This window comes from Rhizobium sp. PAMB 3174 (assembly GCF_052908375.1).
The window spans coordinates 1,165,043-1,183,765 of record NZ_CM128608.1; the positions used below are offsets into that span (position 1 = coordinate 1,165,043).

General features: G+C 62.7%; 20 protein-coding genes. 9 read left to right on the forward strand and 11 right to left on the reverse strand.

Annotated features, from left to right (window positions below; all coding sequences use genetic code 11):
* The first annotated feature begins 74 nt into the window (after positions 1–74).
* On the forward strand, positions 75–2,237 hold the full coding sequence (gene ligA / locus ACU5AY_RS05480) for an NAD-dependent DNA ligase LigA (protein WP_446828309.1): 2,163 nt from the start codon (positions 75–77) through the stop codon (positions 2,235–2,237).
* A 7-nt stretch (positions 2,238–2,244) separates the two neighbouring features.
* Here ligA and ACU5AY_RS05485 read toward each other — a convergent pair whose 3' ends face one another.
* From ACU5AY_RS05485 to ACU5AY_RS05495, 3 genes are all read right to left on the reverse strand, one after another.
* Positions 2,245–2,556, reverse strand: coding sequence for a type II toxin-antitoxin system RelE/ParE family toxin (locus ACU5AY_RS05485; protein WP_446828310.1), 312 nt, complete (start codon positions 2,554–2,556; stop codon positions 2,245–2,247).
* Positions 2,546–2,827, reverse strand: coding sequence for a ribbon-helix-helix domain-containing protein (locus ACU5AY_RS05490; protein WP_446828311.1), 282 nt, complete (start codon positions 2,825–2,827; stop codon positions 2,546–2,548). Before ACU5AY_RS05490 ends, ACU5AY_RS05485 begins: the two co-directional genes overlap by 11 nt.
* A 78-nt stretch (positions 2,828–2,905) precedes the next feature.
* Entirely contained in the window at positions 2,906–4,981 is a 2,076-nt protein-coding gene (locus ACU5AY_RS05495; protein ID WP_446828312.1) for a DEAD/DEAH box helicase, read from the reverse strand.
* A 216-nt stretch (positions 4,982–5,197) separates the two neighbouring features.
* Here ACU5AY_RS05495 and ACU5AY_RS05500 point away from each other — a divergent pair, with 216 nt between their 5' ends.
* On the forward strand, positions 5,198–5,680 hold the full coding sequence (locus ACU5AY_RS05500; RefSeq protein WP_446828313.1) for a CreA family protein: 483 nt from the start codon (positions 5,198–5,200) through the stop codon (positions 5,678–5,680).
* 302 nt (positions 5,681–5,982) lie between these two features.
* On the opposite strand, the gene ACU5AY_RS05505 is transcribed toward ACU5AY_RS05500, so the two are convergent.
* Together ACU5AY_RS05505 and ACU5AY_RS05510 are read right to left on the reverse strand one after the other, a co-directional pair.
* Positions 5,983–6,447, reverse strand: a complete 465-nt coding sequence (locus ACU5AY_RS05505) for a chemotaxis protein CheW (RefSeq protein ID WP_446823750.1) — start codon at positions 6,445–6,447, stop codon at positions 5,983–5,985.
* A 2-nt stretch (positions 6,448–6,449) separates the two neighbouring features.
* A complete protein-coding gene (locus ACU5AY_RS05510) occupies positions 6,450–8,477 on the reverse strand; it encodes a methyl-accepting chemotaxis protein (protein ID WP_446828314.1) in 2,028 nt (675 codons plus the stop codon).
* 245 nt (positions 8,478–8,722) lie between these two features.
* Between ACU5AY_RS05510 and ACU5AY_RS05515 the strand changes: the two genes are divergently transcribed.
* The 3 genes from ACU5AY_RS05515 to ACU5AY_RS05525 all read left to right on the forward strand — a co-directional run bounded on the left by ACU5AY_RS05515 (position 8,723) and on the right by ACU5AY_RS05525 (position 10,777).
* The gene (locus tag ACU5AY_RS05515) at positions 8,723–9,325 is read left to right on the forward strand and encodes an SCO family protein (protein ID WP_446828315.1); all 603 of its coding nucleotides are present in this window, start codon (positions 8,723–8,725) and stop codon (positions 9,323–9,325) included.
* A 21-nt stretch (positions 9,326–9,346) separates the two neighbouring features.
* Positions 9,347–10,225 (forward strand): 50S ribosomal protein L11 methyltransferase, encoded by an 879-nt coding sequence (locus ACU5AY_RS05520; protein WP_446828316.1) that lies wholly within the window; start codon positions 9,347–9,349, stop codon positions 10,223–10,225.
* Positions 10,226–10,324: 99 nt separating this feature from the next.
* A complete protein-coding gene (locus tag ACU5AY_RS05525; RefSeq protein ID WP_446828317.1) occupies positions 10,325–10,777 on the forward strand; it encodes a hypothetical protein in 453 nt (150 codons plus the stop codon).
* Between the two features lie 241 nt (positions 10,778–11,018).
* Here the strand turns inward: ACU5AY_RS05525 and ACU5AY_RS05530 are convergent, their stop codons facing one another.
* Positions 11,019–11,192: a hypothetical protein gene (locus tag ACU5AY_RS05530; RefSeq protein ID WP_446823754.1), complete on the reverse strand. Its 174-nt coding sequence runs from the start codon at positions 11,190–11,192 to the stop codon at positions 11,019–11,021.
* Between the two features lie 329 nt (positions 11,193–11,521).
* Here ACU5AY_RS05530 and ACU5AY_RS05535 point away from each other — a divergent pair, with 329 nt between their 5' ends.
* From ACU5AY_RS05535 to ACU5AY_RS05545, 3 genes are all read left to right on the forward strand, one after another.
* On the forward strand, positions 11,522–11,968 hold the full coding sequence (locus ACU5AY_RS05535; protein ID WP_446828318.1) for a GNAT family N-acetyltransferase: 447 nt from the start codon (positions 11,522–11,524) through the stop codon (positions 11,966–11,968).
* A gap of 38 nt (positions 11,969–12,006) precedes the next feature.
* Entirely contained in the window at positions 12,007–13,848 is a 1,842-nt protein-coding gene (locus tag ACU5AY_RS05540; RefSeq protein WP_446828319.1) for an aminopeptidase P family protein, read from the forward strand.
* A gap of 116 nt (positions 13,849–13,964) precedes the next feature.
* On the forward strand, positions 13,965–14,804 hold the full coding sequence (locus ACU5AY_RS05545; protein WP_446828320.1) for a fumarylacetoacetate hydrolase family protein: 840 nt from the start codon (positions 13,965–13,967) through the stop codon (positions 14,802–14,804).
* 10 nt (positions 14,805–14,814) lie between these two features.
* Here ACU5AY_RS05545 and ACU5AY_RS05550 read toward each other — a convergent pair whose 3' ends face one another.
* The gene (locus ACU5AY_RS05550) at positions 14,815–15,129 is read right to left on the reverse strand and encodes an AzlD family protein (RefSeq protein ID WP_446828321.1); all 315 of its coding nucleotides are present in this window, start codon (positions 15,127–15,129) and stop codon (positions 14,815–14,817) included.
* The gene (locus ACU5AY_RS05555) at positions 15,126–15,845 is read right to left on the reverse strand and encodes an AzlC family ABC transporter permease (RefSeq protein ID WP_446828322.1); all 720 of its coding nucleotides are present in this window, start codon (positions 15,843–15,845) and stop codon (positions 15,126–15,128) included. Before ACU5AY_RS05555 ends, ACU5AY_RS05550 begins: the two co-directional genes overlap by 4 nt.
* A 142-nt stretch (positions 15,846–15,987) precedes the next feature.
* Here ACU5AY_RS05555 and ACU5AY_RS05560 point away from each other — a divergent pair, with 142 nt between their 5' ends.
* Positions 15,988–16,230 carry a DUF2164 domain-containing protein gene (locus tag ACU5AY_RS05560; protein ID WP_446823759.1) on the forward strand — a complete coding sequence of 81 codons (243 nt, stop codon included), beginning with the start codon at positions 15,988–15,990 and terminating at the stop codon, positions 16,228–16,230.
* A gap of 7 nt (positions 16,231–16,237) precedes the next feature.
* Here the strand turns inward: ACU5AY_RS05560 and panB are convergent, their stop codons facing one another.
* The 3 genes from panB to pncA all read right to left on the reverse strand — a co-directional run bounded on the left by panB (position 16,238) and on the right by pncA (position 18,691).
* Complete coding sequence (gene panB, locus ACU5AY_RS05565; protein WP_446823760.1) at positions 16,238–17,068, reverse strand: 3-methyl-2-oxobutanoate hydroxymethyltransferase; 831 nt, start codon at positions 17,066–17,068, stop codon at positions 16,238–16,240.
* A gap of 19 nt (positions 17,069–17,087) precedes the next feature.
* On the reverse strand, positions 17,088–17,957 hold the full coding sequence (panC, locus tag ACU5AY_RS05570) for a pantoate--beta-alanine ligase (protein WP_446828323.1): 870 nt from the start codon (positions 17,955–17,957) through the stop codon (positions 17,088–17,090).
* Between the two features lie 104 nt (positions 17,958–18,061).
* Positions 18,062–18,691 carry a bifunctional nicotinamidase/pyrazinamidase gene (pncA, locus tag ACU5AY_RS05575; RefSeq protein WP_446828324.1) on the reverse strand — a complete coding sequence of 210 codons (630 nt, stop codon included), beginning with the start codon at positions 18,689–18,691 and terminating at the stop codon, positions 18,062–18,064.
* Positions 18,692–18,723 lie beyond the last annotated feature (32 nt).

Below are 18,723 nucleotides of genomic sequence, written 5' to 3' on the forward strand. Positions count from 1 at the left end.
GCCGGCTCGTGAGTGGTTTTCTTCCGCCGACTTCACGGCTAAACACAATGCGGAAATCTGCATGAGGCGACCCGATGTCCGACACCCCTGAGCCCCGTCCCGTCGAAACCTTGAGCCGCGAAGAGGCGGAGAGCGAGCTTGCCTTCCTCGCTGCCGAGCTCGCCCGTCATGACGCGCTTTATCACGGCAAGGACGCGCCGGAGATCAGCGATGCCGACTACGACGCGCTGAAGCGGCGCAATGATGCGATCGAGGAGCGGTTTCCGGACCTGATCCGCGCCGACAGCCCGTCGAAGAAGGTCGGCTCTGCGCCGTCGGACACCTTTGCGCCGGTCACGCATGCCCGTCCCATGCTGTCGCTCGGCAACGTGTTTTCCGACGAGGACGTGCAGGACTTTGTCGCATCGGTCTATCGTTTCCTTGGACAATTGCCGGACAATTCGATCGCCTTTACCGCCGAGCCGAAGATCGACGGACTTTCCATGTCGCTGCGCTACGAGAACGGCCGGCTGGTGACGGGGGCGACACGCGGCGACGGCACGACGGGCGAGAACGTGACCGCCAATATCCGGACAATCTCGCAGATCCCCGAAAGGCTGCCCGCAGGCGTTCCCGCGGTCGTCGAGGTGCGCGGCGAGGTCTACATGGCCAAGTCCGATTTCCTGGCCCTCAACAAGCTGATGGAGGAAGAGGGCAAGCCGACCTATGTCAATCCGCGCAATACCGCTTCCGGCTCGCTGCGCCAGCTCGATGCGAAGGTGACGGCCAGCCGCAAGCTCAAATTCTTCGCCTATGCCTGGGGCGAAATGTCGGAAATGCCGGCCCGAAGCCAATATGACATGGTCATGGTGCTGAAGGACTGGGGTTTTCCGGTCAATCCGCTGATGGCGCGGCTGTCCTCGCTCGACGATCTTCTGGCCCATTACCGCGACATCGGCCTCAAGCGTGGCGACCTCGACTACGACATCGACGGCGTCGTCTACAAGGTCGACCGGCTGGACCTGCAGGAACGCCTCGGCTTCCGCTCGCGCTCGCCGCGCTGGGCGACGGCGCACAAGTTCCCGGCCGAACAGGCCTTCACGAAGCTGACCGGCATCGACATCCAGGTCGGCCGCACCGGAGCGCTGACGCCAGTGGCGCGCCTCGAGCCCGTCACCGTCGGCGGGGTCGTCGTCACCAATGCGACGCTGCACAACGAGGACTATATCAAGGGCATCGGCAATTCCGGCGAGCCGATCCGCGAGGGTCGCGACATCCGCGTCGGCGACACGGTGATCGTGCAGCGGGCCGGCGACGTCATCCCGCAGATTGTCGACATCGTGGAAGAGAAGCGGCCGGAGGGGGCGGAGGCCTACAGGTTTCCGACGACTTGCCCGGTCTGCGGTAGCCATGCGGTCCGGGAAGTCAACGAGAAGACCGGCAAGATTGACGCTGTGCGGCGCTGCACCGGCGGCTTCGTCTGCCGGGCGCAGGCTGTCGAGCACCTGAAGCACTTCGTCTCGCGCAACGCCTTCGACATCGAGGGTTTCGGCTCGAAGCAGGTCGATTTCTTCTTCGAAAGCGAGGATCCGTCTCTGCAGATCCGTACCGCACCTGATATCTTCACGCTGGAGAAGCGTCAGGCGCAGTCGGAACTGACCAAGCTCGAAAACATCGACGGTTTCGGCAAGGTGAGCGTGGCGAAGCTCTACGCCGCGATCAACGACCGTCGCTCCATCGCGCTGCATCGCTTCATCTACGCGCTCGGTATCCGCCACGCGGGCGAGACGACGGCCAAGCTCCTGGCGCGCTCTTACGGCACCTACGAGGCCTTTGCGGCGGCGATGAAGGAGGCCGGCAGTCTTTCCGGCGACGCCTGGACCGACCTCAACAATATCGACGGGATCGGCGAGGTGGTCGCGCGATCGATCGTCGAATTCTACAAGGAGCCGCGCAATCTCGAGGTTCTGGAACGTCTTCTCGCCGAGGTGACGCCTGAGACCGCCGAAGCGCCGACCACGACCGATAGCCCGGTCGCCGGCAAGACGGTTGTCTTTACCGGCTCACTGGAAAAGTTCACCCGCGACGAAGCCAAGGCGCGGGCCGAAAGCCTCGGCGCCAAGGTGGCGGGATCGGTGTCAAAGAAGACCGACATCCTCGTCGCCGGCCCCGGTGCCGGCTCAAAGCTCACCAAGGCCCAGGAACTCGGCATCCAGACAATGGACGAGGACGAATGGCTTGCGCTGATCGGCGGGTGAGGGGAGTTCAGAAGAGGTTCGTCAGGTCTCTGCGACCATCAATGACCCGTACTATCTCGACGGTGTGGACTTCGCCTTCTTCCGTATCCGGAATTGTCTCGTAGAGGATGACATAAGGCGCTTCGACGAGCATTCTTGCTGAGTGATGGATTTCGGGATGCCGTGAGCCCAGGCGCGGATGTTCGGAAAGCAAGGCAGTCTTTGATTTGAAGCGTGCGAAATAGCGCTCTGCGCTTAGCGGGCTGACAAGGCCCAGGTCGACATAAATCCGCTTGACGTCTTCCCTGGCTCGTGGAGACCATACGAGCTTAGCGATCATCAGTCCTGGCCGCGGCAAGCGCCTCACGGGCTTCGTCAAGAAGCTGTTCCATGTCGATTTCTGCTGCTGCGCCGCTGGCTTTTCCTTCCGCCCAAAGCGCCTTCAGCCTTGCAATGTCGTCACGCCGCTGCAGCCATTTTGCCGACCATTCACGCATGGCTTCGCGCACGACCTCGCTGCTGCTGGCATAGGCGCCGCTATCCACCGCGTCACGCAGCAGTTCCGCCTGCTGTGGTGTCATGGAGATGCTGATTTTCTCTACGTTGGCCATAATACACCTCGTTGGTGGTAAACTTTACCACCAACGGCGATGGTGTCCAAGCCCTCTGGCTCACAACAGCGTTGAAAGCTAGCCCTTCTTTTTCCCCTTGAAAGGCTTTCCGCCGAACGGCTTGCCGCCGGGTTTGCCCTTGCCGCCGGGGCCGCCCTTGGGCTTGCCGGCATAGGCGGGCTTGTCGCCTCTTCTGTCGCCGTTGTCGCGCCCGGCGAAGGCGGATTTGCCGCCGGCGGGCTTGGCCTTCTTCCACGGCGCATTGTCGTCGCTCTTGCGGAAGGGCTTTTCAGCGGCGGGCTTGGCATCGCCCCAGACTTCGTCGTCGGCCTTGCGCATGTCGTCGTCGCGGCGCTTGCCCGCGTAGGGCTTCTTTGCGGCAAAGCCGTCGCCGGAAGGCTTGTCCTTCTTCCAGTCCTTGCGCGGCGCCTTCTCGTAGGCGTCATCGCGATCGCGGCGGGGGCGATCGGCGTTGTCGCGCGGCGGACGTGGAGCGCGCTCCTTCTGCGGAGCGGCGAAATCCGGCATGCCGTCGACGGGGCGGACATTGATGCCGCGGTCGATGGTCTTGTTCGGTCCGAGCGAGGCGAGGAAGCTTTCCGCGGAATTCTCGGCGATCTCGACGAAGGTTTCTTCCTGCATCAGCTTGATGCGGCCGATCTCGCGCTTCGTCAGGTTGCCGTGACGGCAGAGCATCGGGATGAGCCAGCGCGGCTCGGCGCGCTGGTTGCGGCCGACGGCGAGCGAGAACCAGCGGCTCGGGCCGAATTCGGCATCGCGGCCCCTGGTCGTCTGAACCGGGAAATCCTCGCCTTCGCGGCGCTTCCTCTGCGGCTCCAGCGTGACCGGGATCAGGTCTTCGGGCGCGGAGCGATGGCCGCTCTGCAGGCGCAGGAAGGCGGCGGCGAGCTTTTCGGCGCCATGGGCCTCCAGCAGGCGGGCGACCAGCGGTGCCTCGTCGTCGGTGACCGCCTCGTTCAGGGACGGATCGACCAGCAGGCGCTCGTTGTCGCGCTCGATCACCTCGTCGGCGGTCGGCGGCAGCGCCCAGGTCGGCTGGACGCTGGCGCCCATCAGCAGCCGTTCGGCCTTGCGGCGGGCGCTCATCGGCACGATCAGGGCCGAGACGCCCTTGTTGCCGGCACGTCCGGTACGGCCGGAGCGGTGTAGCAGCGTTTCGGAATTGGTCGGCAGGTCGGCGTGGATGACGAGTTCCAGGCCGGGCAGGTCGATGCCGCGGGCGGCGACGTCGGTGGCGATGCAGACGCGGGCGCGGCCGTCGCGCATGGCCTGCAGCGCGTGGGTGCGTTCATTCTGCGTCAGTTCGCCGGAGAGTGCGACGACCGAGAAGCCGCGATTGTGCAGCCTTGCGGTCAGATGGTTGACCGCGGCGCGCGTCGAGCAGAAGACGATGGCGTTCTTCGCCTCGTAATAGCGCAGAACGTTGATGATGGCGTTCTCGCGGTCGGGATTGGCGACGACGAGGGCACGATACTCGATATCGACGTGCTGCTTCTTCTCCGACACGGTTTCGACACGGCGGGCGTCGCGCTGGTAGGTCTTGGCGAGATCGGCGATCGAGCGCGGAACCGTTGCCGAGAACATCAGCGTGCGGCGGCTCTCGGGAGAGGCTTCGAGGATGAATTCGAGGTCTTCGCGGAAGCCGAGGTCGAGCATTTCGTCGGCTTCGTCGAGAACGACGGCGCGCAGGTCGGAAAGATCGAGAGCGCCGCGGGTGATGTGGTCGCGCAGGCGGCCCGGAGTGCCGACGACGATATGCGCGCCGCGTTCCAGCGCCCGGCGCTCGGTGCGGACATCCATGCCGCCAACGCAGGTCGCGAGGCTTGCGCCGGTCATCTCGTACAGCCATTCGAGTTCGCGCTTGACCTGCATGGCCAGTTCGCGCGTCGGCGCGATCGCGAGTGCGAGCGGCGTTGCCGCGCGGTCGAAGCGGCCGTCTTCCTCAAGCAGGTTCGGCGCGAGCGCCAGGCCGAAGGCGACCGTCTTGCCGGAGCCGGTCTGGGCCGAGACGAGCACGTCGCGCTCGATGAGATCGGGATCGATCATCGCCGTCTGGACCGGGGTGAGGGTGTCGTAGCCGCGCTTGCGCAGGGCCTCGGCGATCGTCGAAACGATGCCGTCAATATCAGTCATGGATCAGTCTTTCGAATAAAGGGGTTTGGTGGACCCTTGCACGCAGTCTCGCGTGGTGGACAGCACTTTGCCATCCGCCGGCCTAGTTGCCGCGTTCCTAGCCGCCAAAGGCCAGAATGTACAGCGGATATTTCGCAAACGCCTGCAAAGCCGGGCAATCTTGCAAATCTTGGCCGCAGCCTTACCTATGAAACATCGTTTCCCAAGGAGATCAGGATGCGCCTCAAAATAGCTGCCATGGCCCTCATCGCCAGTCTCGCCTCCCTGTCCGCGTCCGCGCAAGCCGAGGTGGTCGGCAAGGTCGGCGTCGATTGGGTCGGCAACGACATCATCGTCGACGCGCTGACCGATCCGAAGATCACGGGCGTGACCTGCCATGTGACCTATTTCGACCGCTCGATCATCGATCGCTTAAGCAAGGGCAACTGGTTCGAGGATCCCTCCAACAGCTCGATCGCATGCCGGCAGACCGGCCCGATCAAGATTGGCGACATCGACATGGGTGAGGGCGGCGAGGAGGTCTTCAAGGAAGGGCGCTCACTGATCTGGAAGAAGCTGGTCGTCAACCGGATCTACGACAAGCCGAACAACACGCTGATCTACCTCGTTCACTCGCGCCAGGTTACGGACGGTTCGGCCAAGATGGCGATCTCGACGGTTCCGTTGTTCAACCAGGATGTCCAGTGGGAGAAGAAGTGATCCCGAACGGTCGTTTTCGCTATCCTCACCCATATGGTGTAGGAGGGCGGTTGCTTCGATCAAATATCCTTGATCAACCGGGAATTGGTTCGTTTGTCATTTTCACGTGACAGTCGTTGTGGCAATTCTGGCACTGATACGGAATTGACTCACGGGTGAAAGCCCGGGAACTGTCTGTATCTCGCTCATGCGGCAGGCTGGATCACCTCTCCACCTGCCGCATTTTTATTTCCGTCGCCTGCAAACGCCAAAAGCCGGAGGCGCGAAGCCCCCGGTTTGCAAGCGATCGGTGCTGACCGGCCTCAGGCGGCCTGTTGCAGCTGTTCGGCGATGACCGTGTCGAGGTTGAGGAAGCAGACCATGCTCTTTTCCAGCGCGACGATGCCGCGGCAGAAATCGCGCTGGACTTCCGGAATGATCTCCGGCGCCGGCTGCAGGGCTTCGGACTTGATGGTCATCATGTCGGAGACTTGCTCGACCAGCAGGCCGACCAGCTTGCCGTTGATGTCGGTCACGATGATGGCCGAGCGCTCGGAGGGCTCGGTCATCGGCATGCCGAGGCGGCAGGCCATGTCGATGACGGGGATCACGGCGCCGCGCAGGTTGATGAGACCCAGCACGTAGTCGGGCGTATGCGGCATCGGGGTCACCGGGGCCCAGCCGCGGATTTCGCGGATGGCCATGATGTCGATGCAGAATTCCTGCTCGCCGAGATGGAAAGAGACGATTTCCAGGTAGGAACCGGTTTGCTTGATGGCATTGCTCATGATCAGAACTCTTCCCAATTATCAGTTGAGCTTGAGGTTTTGGCTGGTGCGTTGAAGGCGGAGGCGACCTTGCCCATCAACGAATGTGCGGGTGAATTGCGCGGTCTGTTGGCGGCCGGATCGGCAGCCTTGACCGGAGTGCGGAAGGGAGCCGGCTTCGGCTGAGCGGCGACCGGGCGAGGGGCGGCTGCGGGCGCGGCGGAGTGCGGCGCGGCCGACGGACGGGCGAAGGCTTCGTTGCGATCGCCAAGCCGGAACTGGCCGATGACCTCCTCCAGCCTGACGGTGTCCTGATGCAGCGTATGGCTTGCCGCATTGGTCTCCTCGACCATGGCGGCGTTCTGCTGGGTCACATGGTCCATCTGGCCGACGGCCGTGTTGATTTCGTTCAAGCCGGCGCTCTGCTCGCGGGCGGCGACAACGATCGACTGCATGTGGTCGTTGATCTGGACGACGTCGCCGCTGATTTCGCGCAAGGCGGTGCCGGTGGCGGTGACCAGTTCGACGCCGGTCTGCACCTCGGCGCCGGAGCGGGCGACAAGATGCTTGATGTCCTTGGCGGCACCTGCGGCGCGGCCGGCCAGTTCGCGGACTTCCTGGGCGACGACGGCAAAGCCCTTGCCGGCTTCACCTGCGCGGGCTGCCTCGACGCCGGCATTCAGCGCCAGAAGGTTGGTCTGGAAGGCGATTTCATCGATGACGTTGATGATCTTGCCGATTTCGGCCGAGGCGGTCTCGATCCGGCCCATCGCTTCCATCGCCTCGGTGACGACGGTGGAGGAATGTTCGGCGCGCGACTTGGTATGGCCGACGAGGCGGGTCGCTTCCTCGGCGCGCGCGGTGGCGTTGCGCATGGTCGCCGTGATCTGGTCGAGCGCGGATGACGTTTCCTCGAGCGAGGCCGCCTGCTGTTCTGTCCGCCGGGCGAGATCGTCTGCGGCGGTCCGCATCTGGCTGCCATTGGCGTGGATGGCGCTCGACTGTTCGCGGATCACCTGCATGACGCCACGCAGCTTGACGAGCGCGCTGTTGTAGTCGGTCCGAAGGCGCTCGAGATCGGCGCGGAACGGGTCCGCCAGGTCGTGGCTCAGGTCGCCGTCGGCGAGCTTGGTGAGGCCGGTTGCGAGCGCATCGACCGCATGCCGGATTTCGGCTTCCTCGCGCTCATGGGTGGCGGCACGCTGGCTCTGTTCCGTTTCGCGCTGATTGCGGGCGAGTGCGGCATCGGCTTCGACCTTGCGTTTCTCGAGCGCTGCCACGCGCAAGATATTGGCGGAACGAGCCATGTCGCCGATCTCGTCGCCGCGTTCGATGCCGCCGACGGCGCTGTCATAATCGCCGCTGGCGATTTGCTGCAGGCTGTCTCGCAGGTTGCGAATGCCACTCAGAATGTTTCGCGACTGCCAGGAGACGATGAGCGAGACCGCTGCAAGTGCGGCAAGGCCTGCCAGAAGCTGGACGTAGAATGTGCTGCTGACCGACTGGCTGGCGTTCTGAATGTGCTGGAACTGGAGTTTGCCCGCCGCCTCGGAAAGGGTCGCCAGGGATTGTGTGACGCGTTCGCCGGCACCATCGATGACGTCGTCGATCTTCGCATACTCGCTGGCGTCGGCGCCCGTCTCTATCATCTTGACGAGATCTGTCTGAATGGCCGCAGTCAGGGCAGTGATGTTGTCGGCGAGGGTGTTGGCAATCTCCGTCAGGCCCTGCGACTTCGCGAGCCCGACGAGCTCGGATGTGCCGTTCTTCAGCAATTCGGAGTTCTGCGTGATGATGTTCATGCGGTCGGCAGGAATGGTCTTTGCGTCGGCGTCGATGATCGAATCCATCGCCGCGAGGACGAGCTCTGTATTGGCAAGCCGCATGCCTGTGATCTGCTGGTTGAACTGTTCGGCTGTCACGGATCCCCTGAGGGCCTCGTTGACGGACATATTGCCATACGCCGAGATTGCGATGGTCGCGCCGAGGCCGGCGAATGCGCCGAAGCCGGCCATCCAGAGACGGCGGCTGACCGTAATGTTCTTGCTCACATTGCTGTTCACGCTGGTTCCCACGTCAAAACTGTTCCCACCCGTGGCTCCCCGAAGAGAGCCCCCTGGAGTCCAATTATCGCCGCAATCATTTAACGAAGCGCTAACCACGCGGAAGGCGGGTTTCAGGACCTGTTGCACCGCAGGGGCTTTATGACGCGCTCGCGGCTGTTGCCTCGGTTGCCGTGTCCAAGTATGACGGCCAAAACCGTAGGGCTGGGCTCCCGGAATATGGAAGGCATGTCATGAAACCAAGACTTGTTGCGGTCATCGCGTTCGCTGTCGTCCTTGCAGGGCTCGCCGGCTGGTTTGCCATGGAGTACACCCGGTCCAACAACAAGCTTGCCGAAGGCCCCTATGGCGGCCCGTTCGATCTCGTCACCCAGGATGGCTCGAAGATCACCGAGGCAGCGCTGCGCGACGGCAAGCCGACGGCGTTGTTCTTTGGCTACACCCATTGCCCGGATGTCTGCCCGACGACGCTGTTCGAACTCGATGGCTGGCTGAAACAGGTCGATCCGGATGGCGACAAGCTGCAGGCCTACTTCGTCTCCGTCGACCCGGAGCGCGATACGCCGGCGATCATGAACCAGTACGTTTCCAACGTCTCCAAGCGGATCACCGGCATTTCCGGACCGACCGACAAGGTCGCCGACATGGTCCGCGGCTTTCACATCTATGCCAAGAAGGTGCCGATCGATCCGAATGCGCCCGACGGCGACTACACGATGGATCACTCGGCTTCCGTCTTCCTGCTTGACGGCAGCGGCCGGTTTTCGGGTACGATAGCCTATGGCGAGGATACCGATGTCGCCATCAAGAAACTCCAGAACCTGATTGCCGGCTAAATCCGGGAAAGACCTTACACAGTGAGCCAGATCCGCCTCTACGTGACCACTACCGAGCGCAATGCCGATGTCATTCTCGGACTGATGACCGATGTCTTCGAGGATCGCGGCTACGCGATTGCGACGATGGAGATCGACGAGAAGCGCGATGTCTGGGAGGCGAGCGTCTATCTGCAGGAAGAGGAGGAGGCCGAAATCCGCGCGGAGTTCGAGGCCTTGCTCAAGCCGGGCTTTGCCAAGCTTGTCGTCGAGTCGGAGGTGCTTCCGGAAATCGACTGGATCGCCAAGTCGCTGGAGGGGTTGAAGCCGGTCAGGGCAGGGCGCTTCATCGTCCATGGCTCACATGACCGCGACAAGGTCTTGCCCGGCGACCTGCCGATCGAGATCGACGCCGGCCAGGCTTTCGGCACGGGACATCACGGCACGACCGCCGGCTGCCTTGAGATGATCGATTCGGTCATCCGTGCGCGGCGGGTGCACAATGCGCTCGATCTCGGCACCGGCAGCGGCGTGCTCGCCATTGCCGTCAGGCGTTTGAAACGCGTTCCGGTTCTGGCGACCGACATCGATCCGGTGGCGGTCGCCGTCGCGAAGGAGAACTGCCGGCTGAACGGGATCCGTTCGGGCATCGATCTGGTGACGGCTCCGGGCTTTCATTCGCGCGCCTTTGCCGATCACGGGCCGTTCGACCTGATCATCGCCAACATCCTGGCGCGCCCGCTGATGAAGATGGCGCCGCAACTCACGGGTTATCTGGCGCCCGGCGGCTCGGTCATTCTCTCCGGCATTCTGGCCAGCCAGCGCTGGAAGGTGCTCTCCGCCTATAACGGCGCCGGCCTGCGCCACGTGCGCACCATCTGGCGCAATGGCTGGGTGACGATCCATCTGGATCGGTGCTGAGGCGCCACACCGAGATGGCTCGTTCGGGATGCGAGCTGTTTTTGGCTATGCGACTTCTGAAACACGTCTGATTCTTAAAGTGCCATAACTCGGGGGCTTATGTTGCGACGTATTTTGTTGTTGGTGGCATTACTTGCGGTGCCGCTCGGCAATGTTGACAAGGCCAAGGCTGCGGGGGAAAGTCTTTCGGGTAACACTCATTTGCCGCTGAAGATGAACGAGTTCGCCTCATTCGTCCGATCACTTTCTCACGCTGCGGGTGGTCGCGAGGCCGAAATGGCGCGGAAGCTGGAGGCGCTCGGTTTCACATGCTCGTCCTCAACTCCCAATCGGATATTTCAGTGCGTGAAGTTTGGTTGCCGGAGACGTGGCGGCTTCTTGTTTGCCGGTTCACTTCTGCAATGGTCTGTGCAGAAGGAAAAGCTCTCGACAACCGCTCCTGAGTACTCTGGTACTGTCGTTAATTATTCCTATTCCGCAAGGTGCATCCCGGAGGATCGGTTGTCAGAAGAACAGTCACGTTTTCTCGCTGGCCACGGTTCAACCGACTGACGCCAACGCGCGGCTTCGACTTCGGCTTTTTATTATGGCCGATGTCTCCGTGATCTTAGCTCAGTCGAGGGTGAGTCGTAGTTGTTTGAAAGCGGAAAAAGGAAAAGGCGGCACCGGGAGGAGGTGCCGCCTTTTCTGTTGTTGCCCGCGAGCTGGGAGGAGGAGGATGCTCAAGCGGGCTCTAGCGTATTCCTTTAACCGTCCCGGTTTGGGAGGAGGAGGAGAGCCGAGACGGCGTTAATCAGAATACGTAGGTCGTTGCGCCTTTGCGGCGGAGTTCTTCGCGGGACGTGCCCATGGCCTTCAGCGACTCGTCGTCGAGGTTGAGAAGCGCGCCGTTGACATAGCGGCGGACCTGACGTTCGCGTGCCGAAACCAGATTGTTGTAAGCTGCACGGAAGAAGGAGTTGCTCATTTTGAATTCCTTTCATACCGGGTGTTTGTTGCCCCGTTTGATGATTGGAAGATAGTGAATCGTTTCGGCTTTAGGCAGGGGGTTTAGGTCATGGGTGCTATGCAGCAAACGCATAGTGCAGCGCAGCATTCGATGGCGGAGCCGGTGATTCTGCAGGGCCGTCGGCCATTTAGCTTGTCATGACCGGCCAGGGCGATCAGTCTGATTGACAGTCAATTACCGAGAGTTGGCACCGATCCATGTCGCATCAAGCATCCGATTTTCAGAAGCGATCAGTCCCGACCAGGAGGCTGGTGCTGCGGCCGCCAGACGATCGCGACCTGGCATTCATGACGGCACTTTTTTCAAAGGCCGAACTGGTTGCGCATCGACCTGATCCGACGCCCGACAGTTCCGTGGTCACGGAAGCAAGGTTGGCGCGTGAGATTGCGCATTGGCGAAAGTTTGATTTCGGAAGATGGGCAGTTGAGGTCGATGGCCAACTGATCGGGTTCGGCGGCGTGACACAGTCTCAGCAGTATGATGCGCTTAACATATCTTACCATCTGGATCCTGCGTTTTGGGGCAACGGATATGCCGTTGAGCTTGCAGGAGCCGCGGTAGCTTTCGGCACTGAGGTCTTGCGCCGGAACTGGATCGTTGGGCTTGTGCGTCCGGTCAATGTGGCTTCGCGTCGTGTCCTTGAGAAATGCGGTTTCGTTCATGAGGGGAGCATCGAGCTGCATGGCGCTCCTACCATGCTCTTTTCCCTGCGGACGGATGTGCTAGGTAGATAGTCCGCACAGACATCCCACTGCCGCCGAAAGGCCCGCCCATGTTTCAATCCTTTGACGTCACCTCCACACCGCAGTTCGGCCGCGCCCGGGTCGAGGCGTTGCGCGCCCGTTTCGACGGGCTCTGCATCGATGCCTTTCTGGTGCCGAGAGCCGACGAGTATCAGGGCGAATATGTGCCGGCCTCGGCCGAGCGGCTTTCCTGGCTGACGGGATTTACCGGTTCGGCCGGCATTGCACTGATCGGCCGCCGCGAGGCCGTGGTCTTCGTCGACGGCCGTTATACGACGCAGCTTGCGAGCCAGGTGGATGGCGACGTCTTTTCCGGAGGCGATCTCGTCAATGCGCCGCCGCATGTCTGGCTGAAGACGCATGCGGCGCCGGGCTTGAGGCTCGGCATCGATCCCAAGCTCCATACGGGCGCAGACGTCCGCCGGCTTGAAAAGGCGCTGGAGAAGTGCGGCGGATCGCTTGTCATTCTCGAGGAGAACCCGGTTGATGCGATCTGGGACGATCGGCCGGCCGAGCCCTGCGAGCCGATCGCGGTGCAGCCGGAGCACATCGCCGGCAAGCCGGCGGCGGCGAAGATCGCCACAATCGCCGAGGGCTTGGCCGAAGAAAACTGCTCGGCGGTGCTGCTGTCCGATCCGTCCTCTGTCGCATGGACTTTCAACATCCGTGGCAACGACGTGCCGCATACGCCGCATCCGCTGGCGCGTGCCATCATTCATGCCGACGGGCGGGTCGAGCTTTTCTGCGATGCCGGCAAGATCAAGGGCGCGGCGATGGAGCATCTTTCGGCGCTCGCCACGCTTTTCCCGCCGGATACGCTGTCGAAACGGCTGGCTGCGATTGCCGTCGACGGCGGCCGTATTCTGGTCGACAGCGGCTCGGCCTCCTATTTCCTGACGCAGGCGATCCGCGATGCCGGCGGCGAGGCGGTCGAGGGCACCGATCCGGCGCAGCTGCCGCGCGCCTGCAAGAATGCCGCCGAGCTCAACGGCTCTCGCGCCGCCCATCTGCAGGACGGAGCGGCCATGTGCGCCTTTCTCCACTGGCTCGATACGTCCGAACCGGGCAGCGTGACGGAGATTTCGGCGGCGAAGGCGCTGGAGGCGGCGCGCGCAAAGGTCGGCGAGCGCATGCAGAACGCGCTGAAGGACGTCTCCTTCGAGACGATTTCCGGCGCCGGTCCGGATGCGGCTATCATCCACTACCGGGTGACGACGGCGACCGACCGGCCGCTGAAGGCAGGCGAGATGTATCTCGTCGATTCCGGCGCACAATATGTCAACGGCACGACGGACATCACCCGCACGGTGGCGATCGGTGAGGTGCCGGAGGAGCAAAAGACCTTCTTCACGCTGGTGCTGACGGGCATGATCGCCATTTCTCTTGCGCGCTTTCCAAAGGGCACGCGCGGCTGCGACCTCGATCCGCTGGCGCGTATCGCGCTGTGGAAGGCAGGGGCGGACTACGGCCACGGCACCGGTCACGGCGTCGGCGCCTACTTGTCGGTGCACGAGGGGCCGCAACGCATTTCGCGACTTTCGACGCAGGAACTGCTGCCCGGCATGATCCTCTCCAACGAGCCGGGCTACTACCGCCCGGGCGCCTTCGGCATCCGCATCGAAAATCTGATCGTGGTTGAGGAAGAGACGGAGATTGCCGGCGGCGACAAGCCGATGCTCGGCTTCGAGACGATCACTTTCTGCCCGATCGACAAGCGGCTGATCGTCACCGATCTGCTGACCCGCGAGGAGCTGCAGTGGATCGATGCCTATCACGCCGAGGTGCGCGAGAAACTGATGCCGTTCATTGAAGAGCTGGCCGTGAAGGCCTGGCTGGACGCTGCGACGACGCCGTTTTCCGTTCATTCCTGAAAAGGTGTTTTCGCGCCTGATCGGACAATTTTGCCCGATTCCGGCCTTGTCATCATGCAGGCAAGCGGTAGAGATCGCACAAGTGAATTTCAGAACCCATCGAAGGAGGAGACAAGATGAAACTGATGCGTATTGGCGCGCCGGGTGCCGAGAAGCCGGCCATTCTGGATGGCGAAGGCAAGATCCGTGACCTGTCCGGCCATGTGGCCGATATCGGCGGCGATGCGATTTCGCCGGAAGGACTGGCCAAGATTGCCAAGATCGATCTCTCGAGCCTGCCGGTCATCGACGGCCGCGTCGGTCCCTGCGTCGCCGGCACCGGCAAGTTCATCTGCATCGGCCTGAACTTCTCCGACCACGCCGCCGAATCCGGCATGGCCGTTCCGCCGGAGCCGGTCATCTTCATGAAGGCGACGTCGGCGATCTGCGGTCCATATGACAACGTACTGATCCCGCGCGGCTCGGAAAAGACCGACTGGGAAGTCGAACTCGGCGTCGTCATCGGCAAGACCGCGAAATATGTCAGCGAAGCCGATGCGCTCGACTATGTCGCCGGCTACTGCGTCAGCCACGACGTATCCGAACGCGCCTTCCAGGCGGAGCGGGCCGGACAGTGGACCAAGGGCAAGTCCTGCGACACCTTCGGTCCGGTCGGTCCCTGGCTGGTGACCAAGGACGAGGTCGCCGACCCGCAGGCGCTGAACATGTGGCTGAAGGTCAATGGCCAGACGATGCAGAACGGCTCGTCTGCGACCATGGTCTATGGCGTGAAGTTCCTGGTGTCCTATCTCAGCCAGTTCATGAGCCTGCAGCCGGGCGACATCATCTCCACCGGCACGCCTCCGGGCGTCGGCATGGGCATGAAGCCGCCGCGTTACCTGAAGCCGGGCGAAGTGGTCGAGCTCGGCATCGATGGCCTCGGCAGCCAGAAGCAGACCTTCGTCGCCGACGCTTAAGGCGCGGCGGTCAGAGGCCGAAGCCGTGCCGCAGGAGGAGGATGATCGCCAAAGCGGCGATGATCGTCACGATCTGCGAGTAGCGCAAACCAATGACAACTGCGGCGGCTATGGTGATCTTCACATCATAGCCGCCGTAGACGAATGCCGGCGCCCAGAGCGTCGTCAGAACCGCCGCCGGCACGGCGTTCAGCGCCGCCTCCAAACGCGGCGGCATGGTCTTCAGCCGGGTGATCAGGACATAGCCGCCAATGCGGGTGAGGTAGGTCACGGCAGCGGATGCCAGGATGACGAGAACCATGTCGAGGTGAAACTGATCGCTCATTCGATCACCGCCTTCGGTTGGCCGTCATGTTGATTTGGCGTGGCTTTGATGGGCAGCAAGGCGGCGACTGCGACGCCCGCAATAGCTCCGATGCTCACATGCCAGGGTGAGCCCACCAGCTTGAAGGCGAGTGTGGAAGCGATCGCGCTGGTGCCGACGATCGGCAGGAAGCGGCTGCGCTTTCGAAAGCCGATGACCAGGCACAGAAAATAGACCGGCAGCAGCACGTCGAGACCAAGGGCGTGCGGATCGCCGATCAACTGGCCGAAATAGGCGCCGATCATCGTCATGATCAGCCATTGTCCGTAGATCAGCGTGCCGCAGCCCATATACCAGGTGAAGGTCAGCGACTTCGTCTTCTCGTAGTGGCGCAGCGATTCGGCGAATTGCGGATCGGTGAGCAGGAAGAAGGTGAGGGCGCGCTGGAGGACGCCGAAGTCGCGGACGAAGGGGGCGAGGGCGGCGGAATAGAGGATGTGGCGGAAGTTGACGGCAAAGACCGACAGGACCACCAGCCATGCGGGGACATGCTGGCCGAACAGTTCGATGCCGACAATCTGGCTGGCGCCGGCATAGATCGTCGCGCTCATCAGCGACGCCTCGCCGAAGGTCACGCCGTTGGCAGTCGCGAGCGCCCCGAACAGGATGCCGAACGGTGCCGAGGCCAGCACCGGCAGGCCGCCGCGCATCCCCAGTATAAACTCTCTTGAGTTCATTTTTGTCCCCTTTGGCCAAGCCTTAGGGCGCTAAGGCTTCCAAAGCAATTCAGTTCTCTTATGATCGCTTTCAAACAATTGAACCATCATCCGGCTATGCCGGTTCCCGCGCGGGTTGCGCCCAATAAATGTGAAGGCGGCCATGAAACCGATCGAATTTCCGAAAGAGGAGAAGCTGGCGCTCGCCAGACGCCTGCAGGATTACCTGCAGGAGGAGGTCGATGTCGAAATCGGCCAGCTGGGAGCGGAATTCATGCTGGACTTCATCGCCAAGGAGATCGGCGTTCATTTCTACAATCGCGGCCTGAGGGACGCGCAGGCGGTCGTGACCGCGAAGATGGAAGACGTGGTCGAGGCGATCTATCTTCTGGAGCGGGAGGCCTGACGGCGCCCTAGATTTTCTGCTTCTTCATCTGGAAGGTGTGCTCCGGACCGGGGAAGGTCCGGGCCTTCACTTCGTCGGCATAGTCTTCCACCGCCTTGGAAATCTGCGGCGCCAGCTCGGCGAAGTGCTTGACGAAGCGCGGCTTGAAATCGTTGAAGACGCCGAGCATGTCGTCGACGACGAGGATCTGGCCGTCGCAGGCCGGTGACGCGCCGATTCCGATCGTCGGCGTGGCATTGCCGTCGGAGAGTTCGCGGGCGACCGGCTCGATCGTGCCTTCGACGACCATGGCGAAGGCGCCGGCCAGCGAGACGGCGCGCGCGTCGCGGCGGATCTTGTCCGCCTCTGCCTCGGTGCGGCCGAGCGATCGGTAGCCGCCGGTCGCATTGACGAGCTGCGGCATCAGGCCGATATGGCCGAGCACCGGAATGCCGCGCGTCGTCAGGAAGTGGATGGTTTCGGCCATTTCCTCGCCGCCCTCCAGCTTGATGCCGTCGCAGCCGGTTTCCTTCATGATGCGGGCGGCGTTGCGGAAGGCCTGCTCCTTCGATTCCTGGTAGGAGCCGAACGGCATGTCGACGATGACGCAGGCATGGCTGACGCCGCGCATGACAGCCTGGCCGTGGGCGATCATCATTTCCATCGTCACGCCGACCGTGGTCGGCAGGCCGTAGAGCACCATGCCGAGCGAATCACCGACCAGCAGAAAATCGCAATGCGGATCGAGCAGCTTGGCGATCGGCGTCGTGTAGGCGGTCAGCGAGACGATCGGGCGCTCGCCCTTGAGGGCGGTGATGGCGGCGGGCGTGAGTCGCTTTTCGCGGACGGTTACACTCATGGCATATACTCGCTTGCTGTCAGGCAGCTTTGGCGCCGGCGTTCAGGCCGAGCACGCGGTTGTCGAGGAGCTTGGTCGTGCCGATGCGCACGTAAAGCAGGAGCAGGACCGGCCTGTCCTTGAGGTTATCCGGCTGCTGAAGGGTTGCCGCGTCGCGGATGGCGACGACTTCCGGATTGGCCAGCGGCTCGGCTCGGATGAAGTCGCGGATGGCACCTTCAAGCGCTGCGACGTCCTCAAGGCCCGAAGCGACCAGCCGTTCGGCCTCGGCAAGTGCGCGCGGCACGATGACGGCGGCTTGGCGCTCTTCCGGCGTGAGATAGACGTTGCGCGAGGAGCAGGCGAGGCCGTCGGCTTCCCTCACCGTCGGCACGGGCACGATGCGGACGGGGATCGCCAGATCGTCCACCATGCGGCGGATGATGGTGACCTGCTGGTAGTCCTTCTCGCCGAAATAGGCGCTGTCCGGCTGGACGATGTTGAAGAGCTTGGAGACGACGGTGGCGACGCCGGCGAAATGGCCGGGGCGGGCCTCGCCCTCCAGCTCGCTTCCGAGCTTCGGTACATCGACGACGGTCTCCATCGGACGCGGATACATGTCCTCTACGCCCGGCGCGAACAGGAAATCGACATCCGCGTCCGACAGCATGGCGCTGTCGCGGGCGAGGTCGCGCGGATATTTCGCCAGATCCTCGTTGGCGCCGAACTGCAGCGGATTGACGAAGATCGAGGCGACGACGACGTCGTTCTCGGCCCGCGCCCGGCGCACCAGTTCCATGTGGCCGACATGCAGAAAGCCCATGGTCGGCACGAAGCCGATCCTGCGGCCGGCGGCGCGGTGCGGCGCCAGGCTTTCCCTCAGATCCGCGATGGTCTTGAGTGTCTTCACGTCCGTCCTCCCATGCCGACGGATGCACAAAAAAGATGCGGCGATTCCCTAACCTGTGCGCTGCAAAAAGGCAATTGCACCAAGGCTGATATGGGTACGCCGAGCTATTCGGCCAACAGGGAGCGGCTGGAGACGATTTCGACGCCTTTTGCCCGCATCTCCTCGATCGCCTGCCGGACGCCTTCCGGATCGATGCCGCGCGAGCCGTCCTCGACAAAGCGGATGGTGACGCCCGGCAGCATGTCGACGGCATCGAGCGCGGAAAACTTGACGCAGTAGTCGGTCGCCAGCCCCAGGAGATCGATCTCGGTCACCGCCATCGCCTTCATGTAGTCGGCAAGGCCGGTCAGCGCCGTCTGGTCGTTGTCGCGGAAGGCGGAGTAGCTGTCGACGTCGGGGTTCTGGCCCTTCTGCTGGATGAAGTCGATCCTTTCGGCATGCAGGTCGGGATGCAATTCGGCGTCCGCGGTGCCCTGGACGCAATGGTCCGGCCACATCATCTGCGGCTTGCCGGAGAGTTCGCCCATTTCGAACGGCGCCTTGCCCGGATGGGCGGAGGCGAACGAGCCATGGCCGGCCGGATGCCAGTCCTGCGAGGCGACAATGAGTTCGTAGCGGCCGCTGTCTATCAGGGCGTTGGCGACTGGCACGATCTTGTCGCCGTCGGGGACGGGCAGGTTGCCGCCGGGGCAGAAACCGTTCTGGATGTCGATCAGCAGCAGGGCCTTGGTCACGGGGCACGTCCTTCTCGTTTCATGAGGTGCCG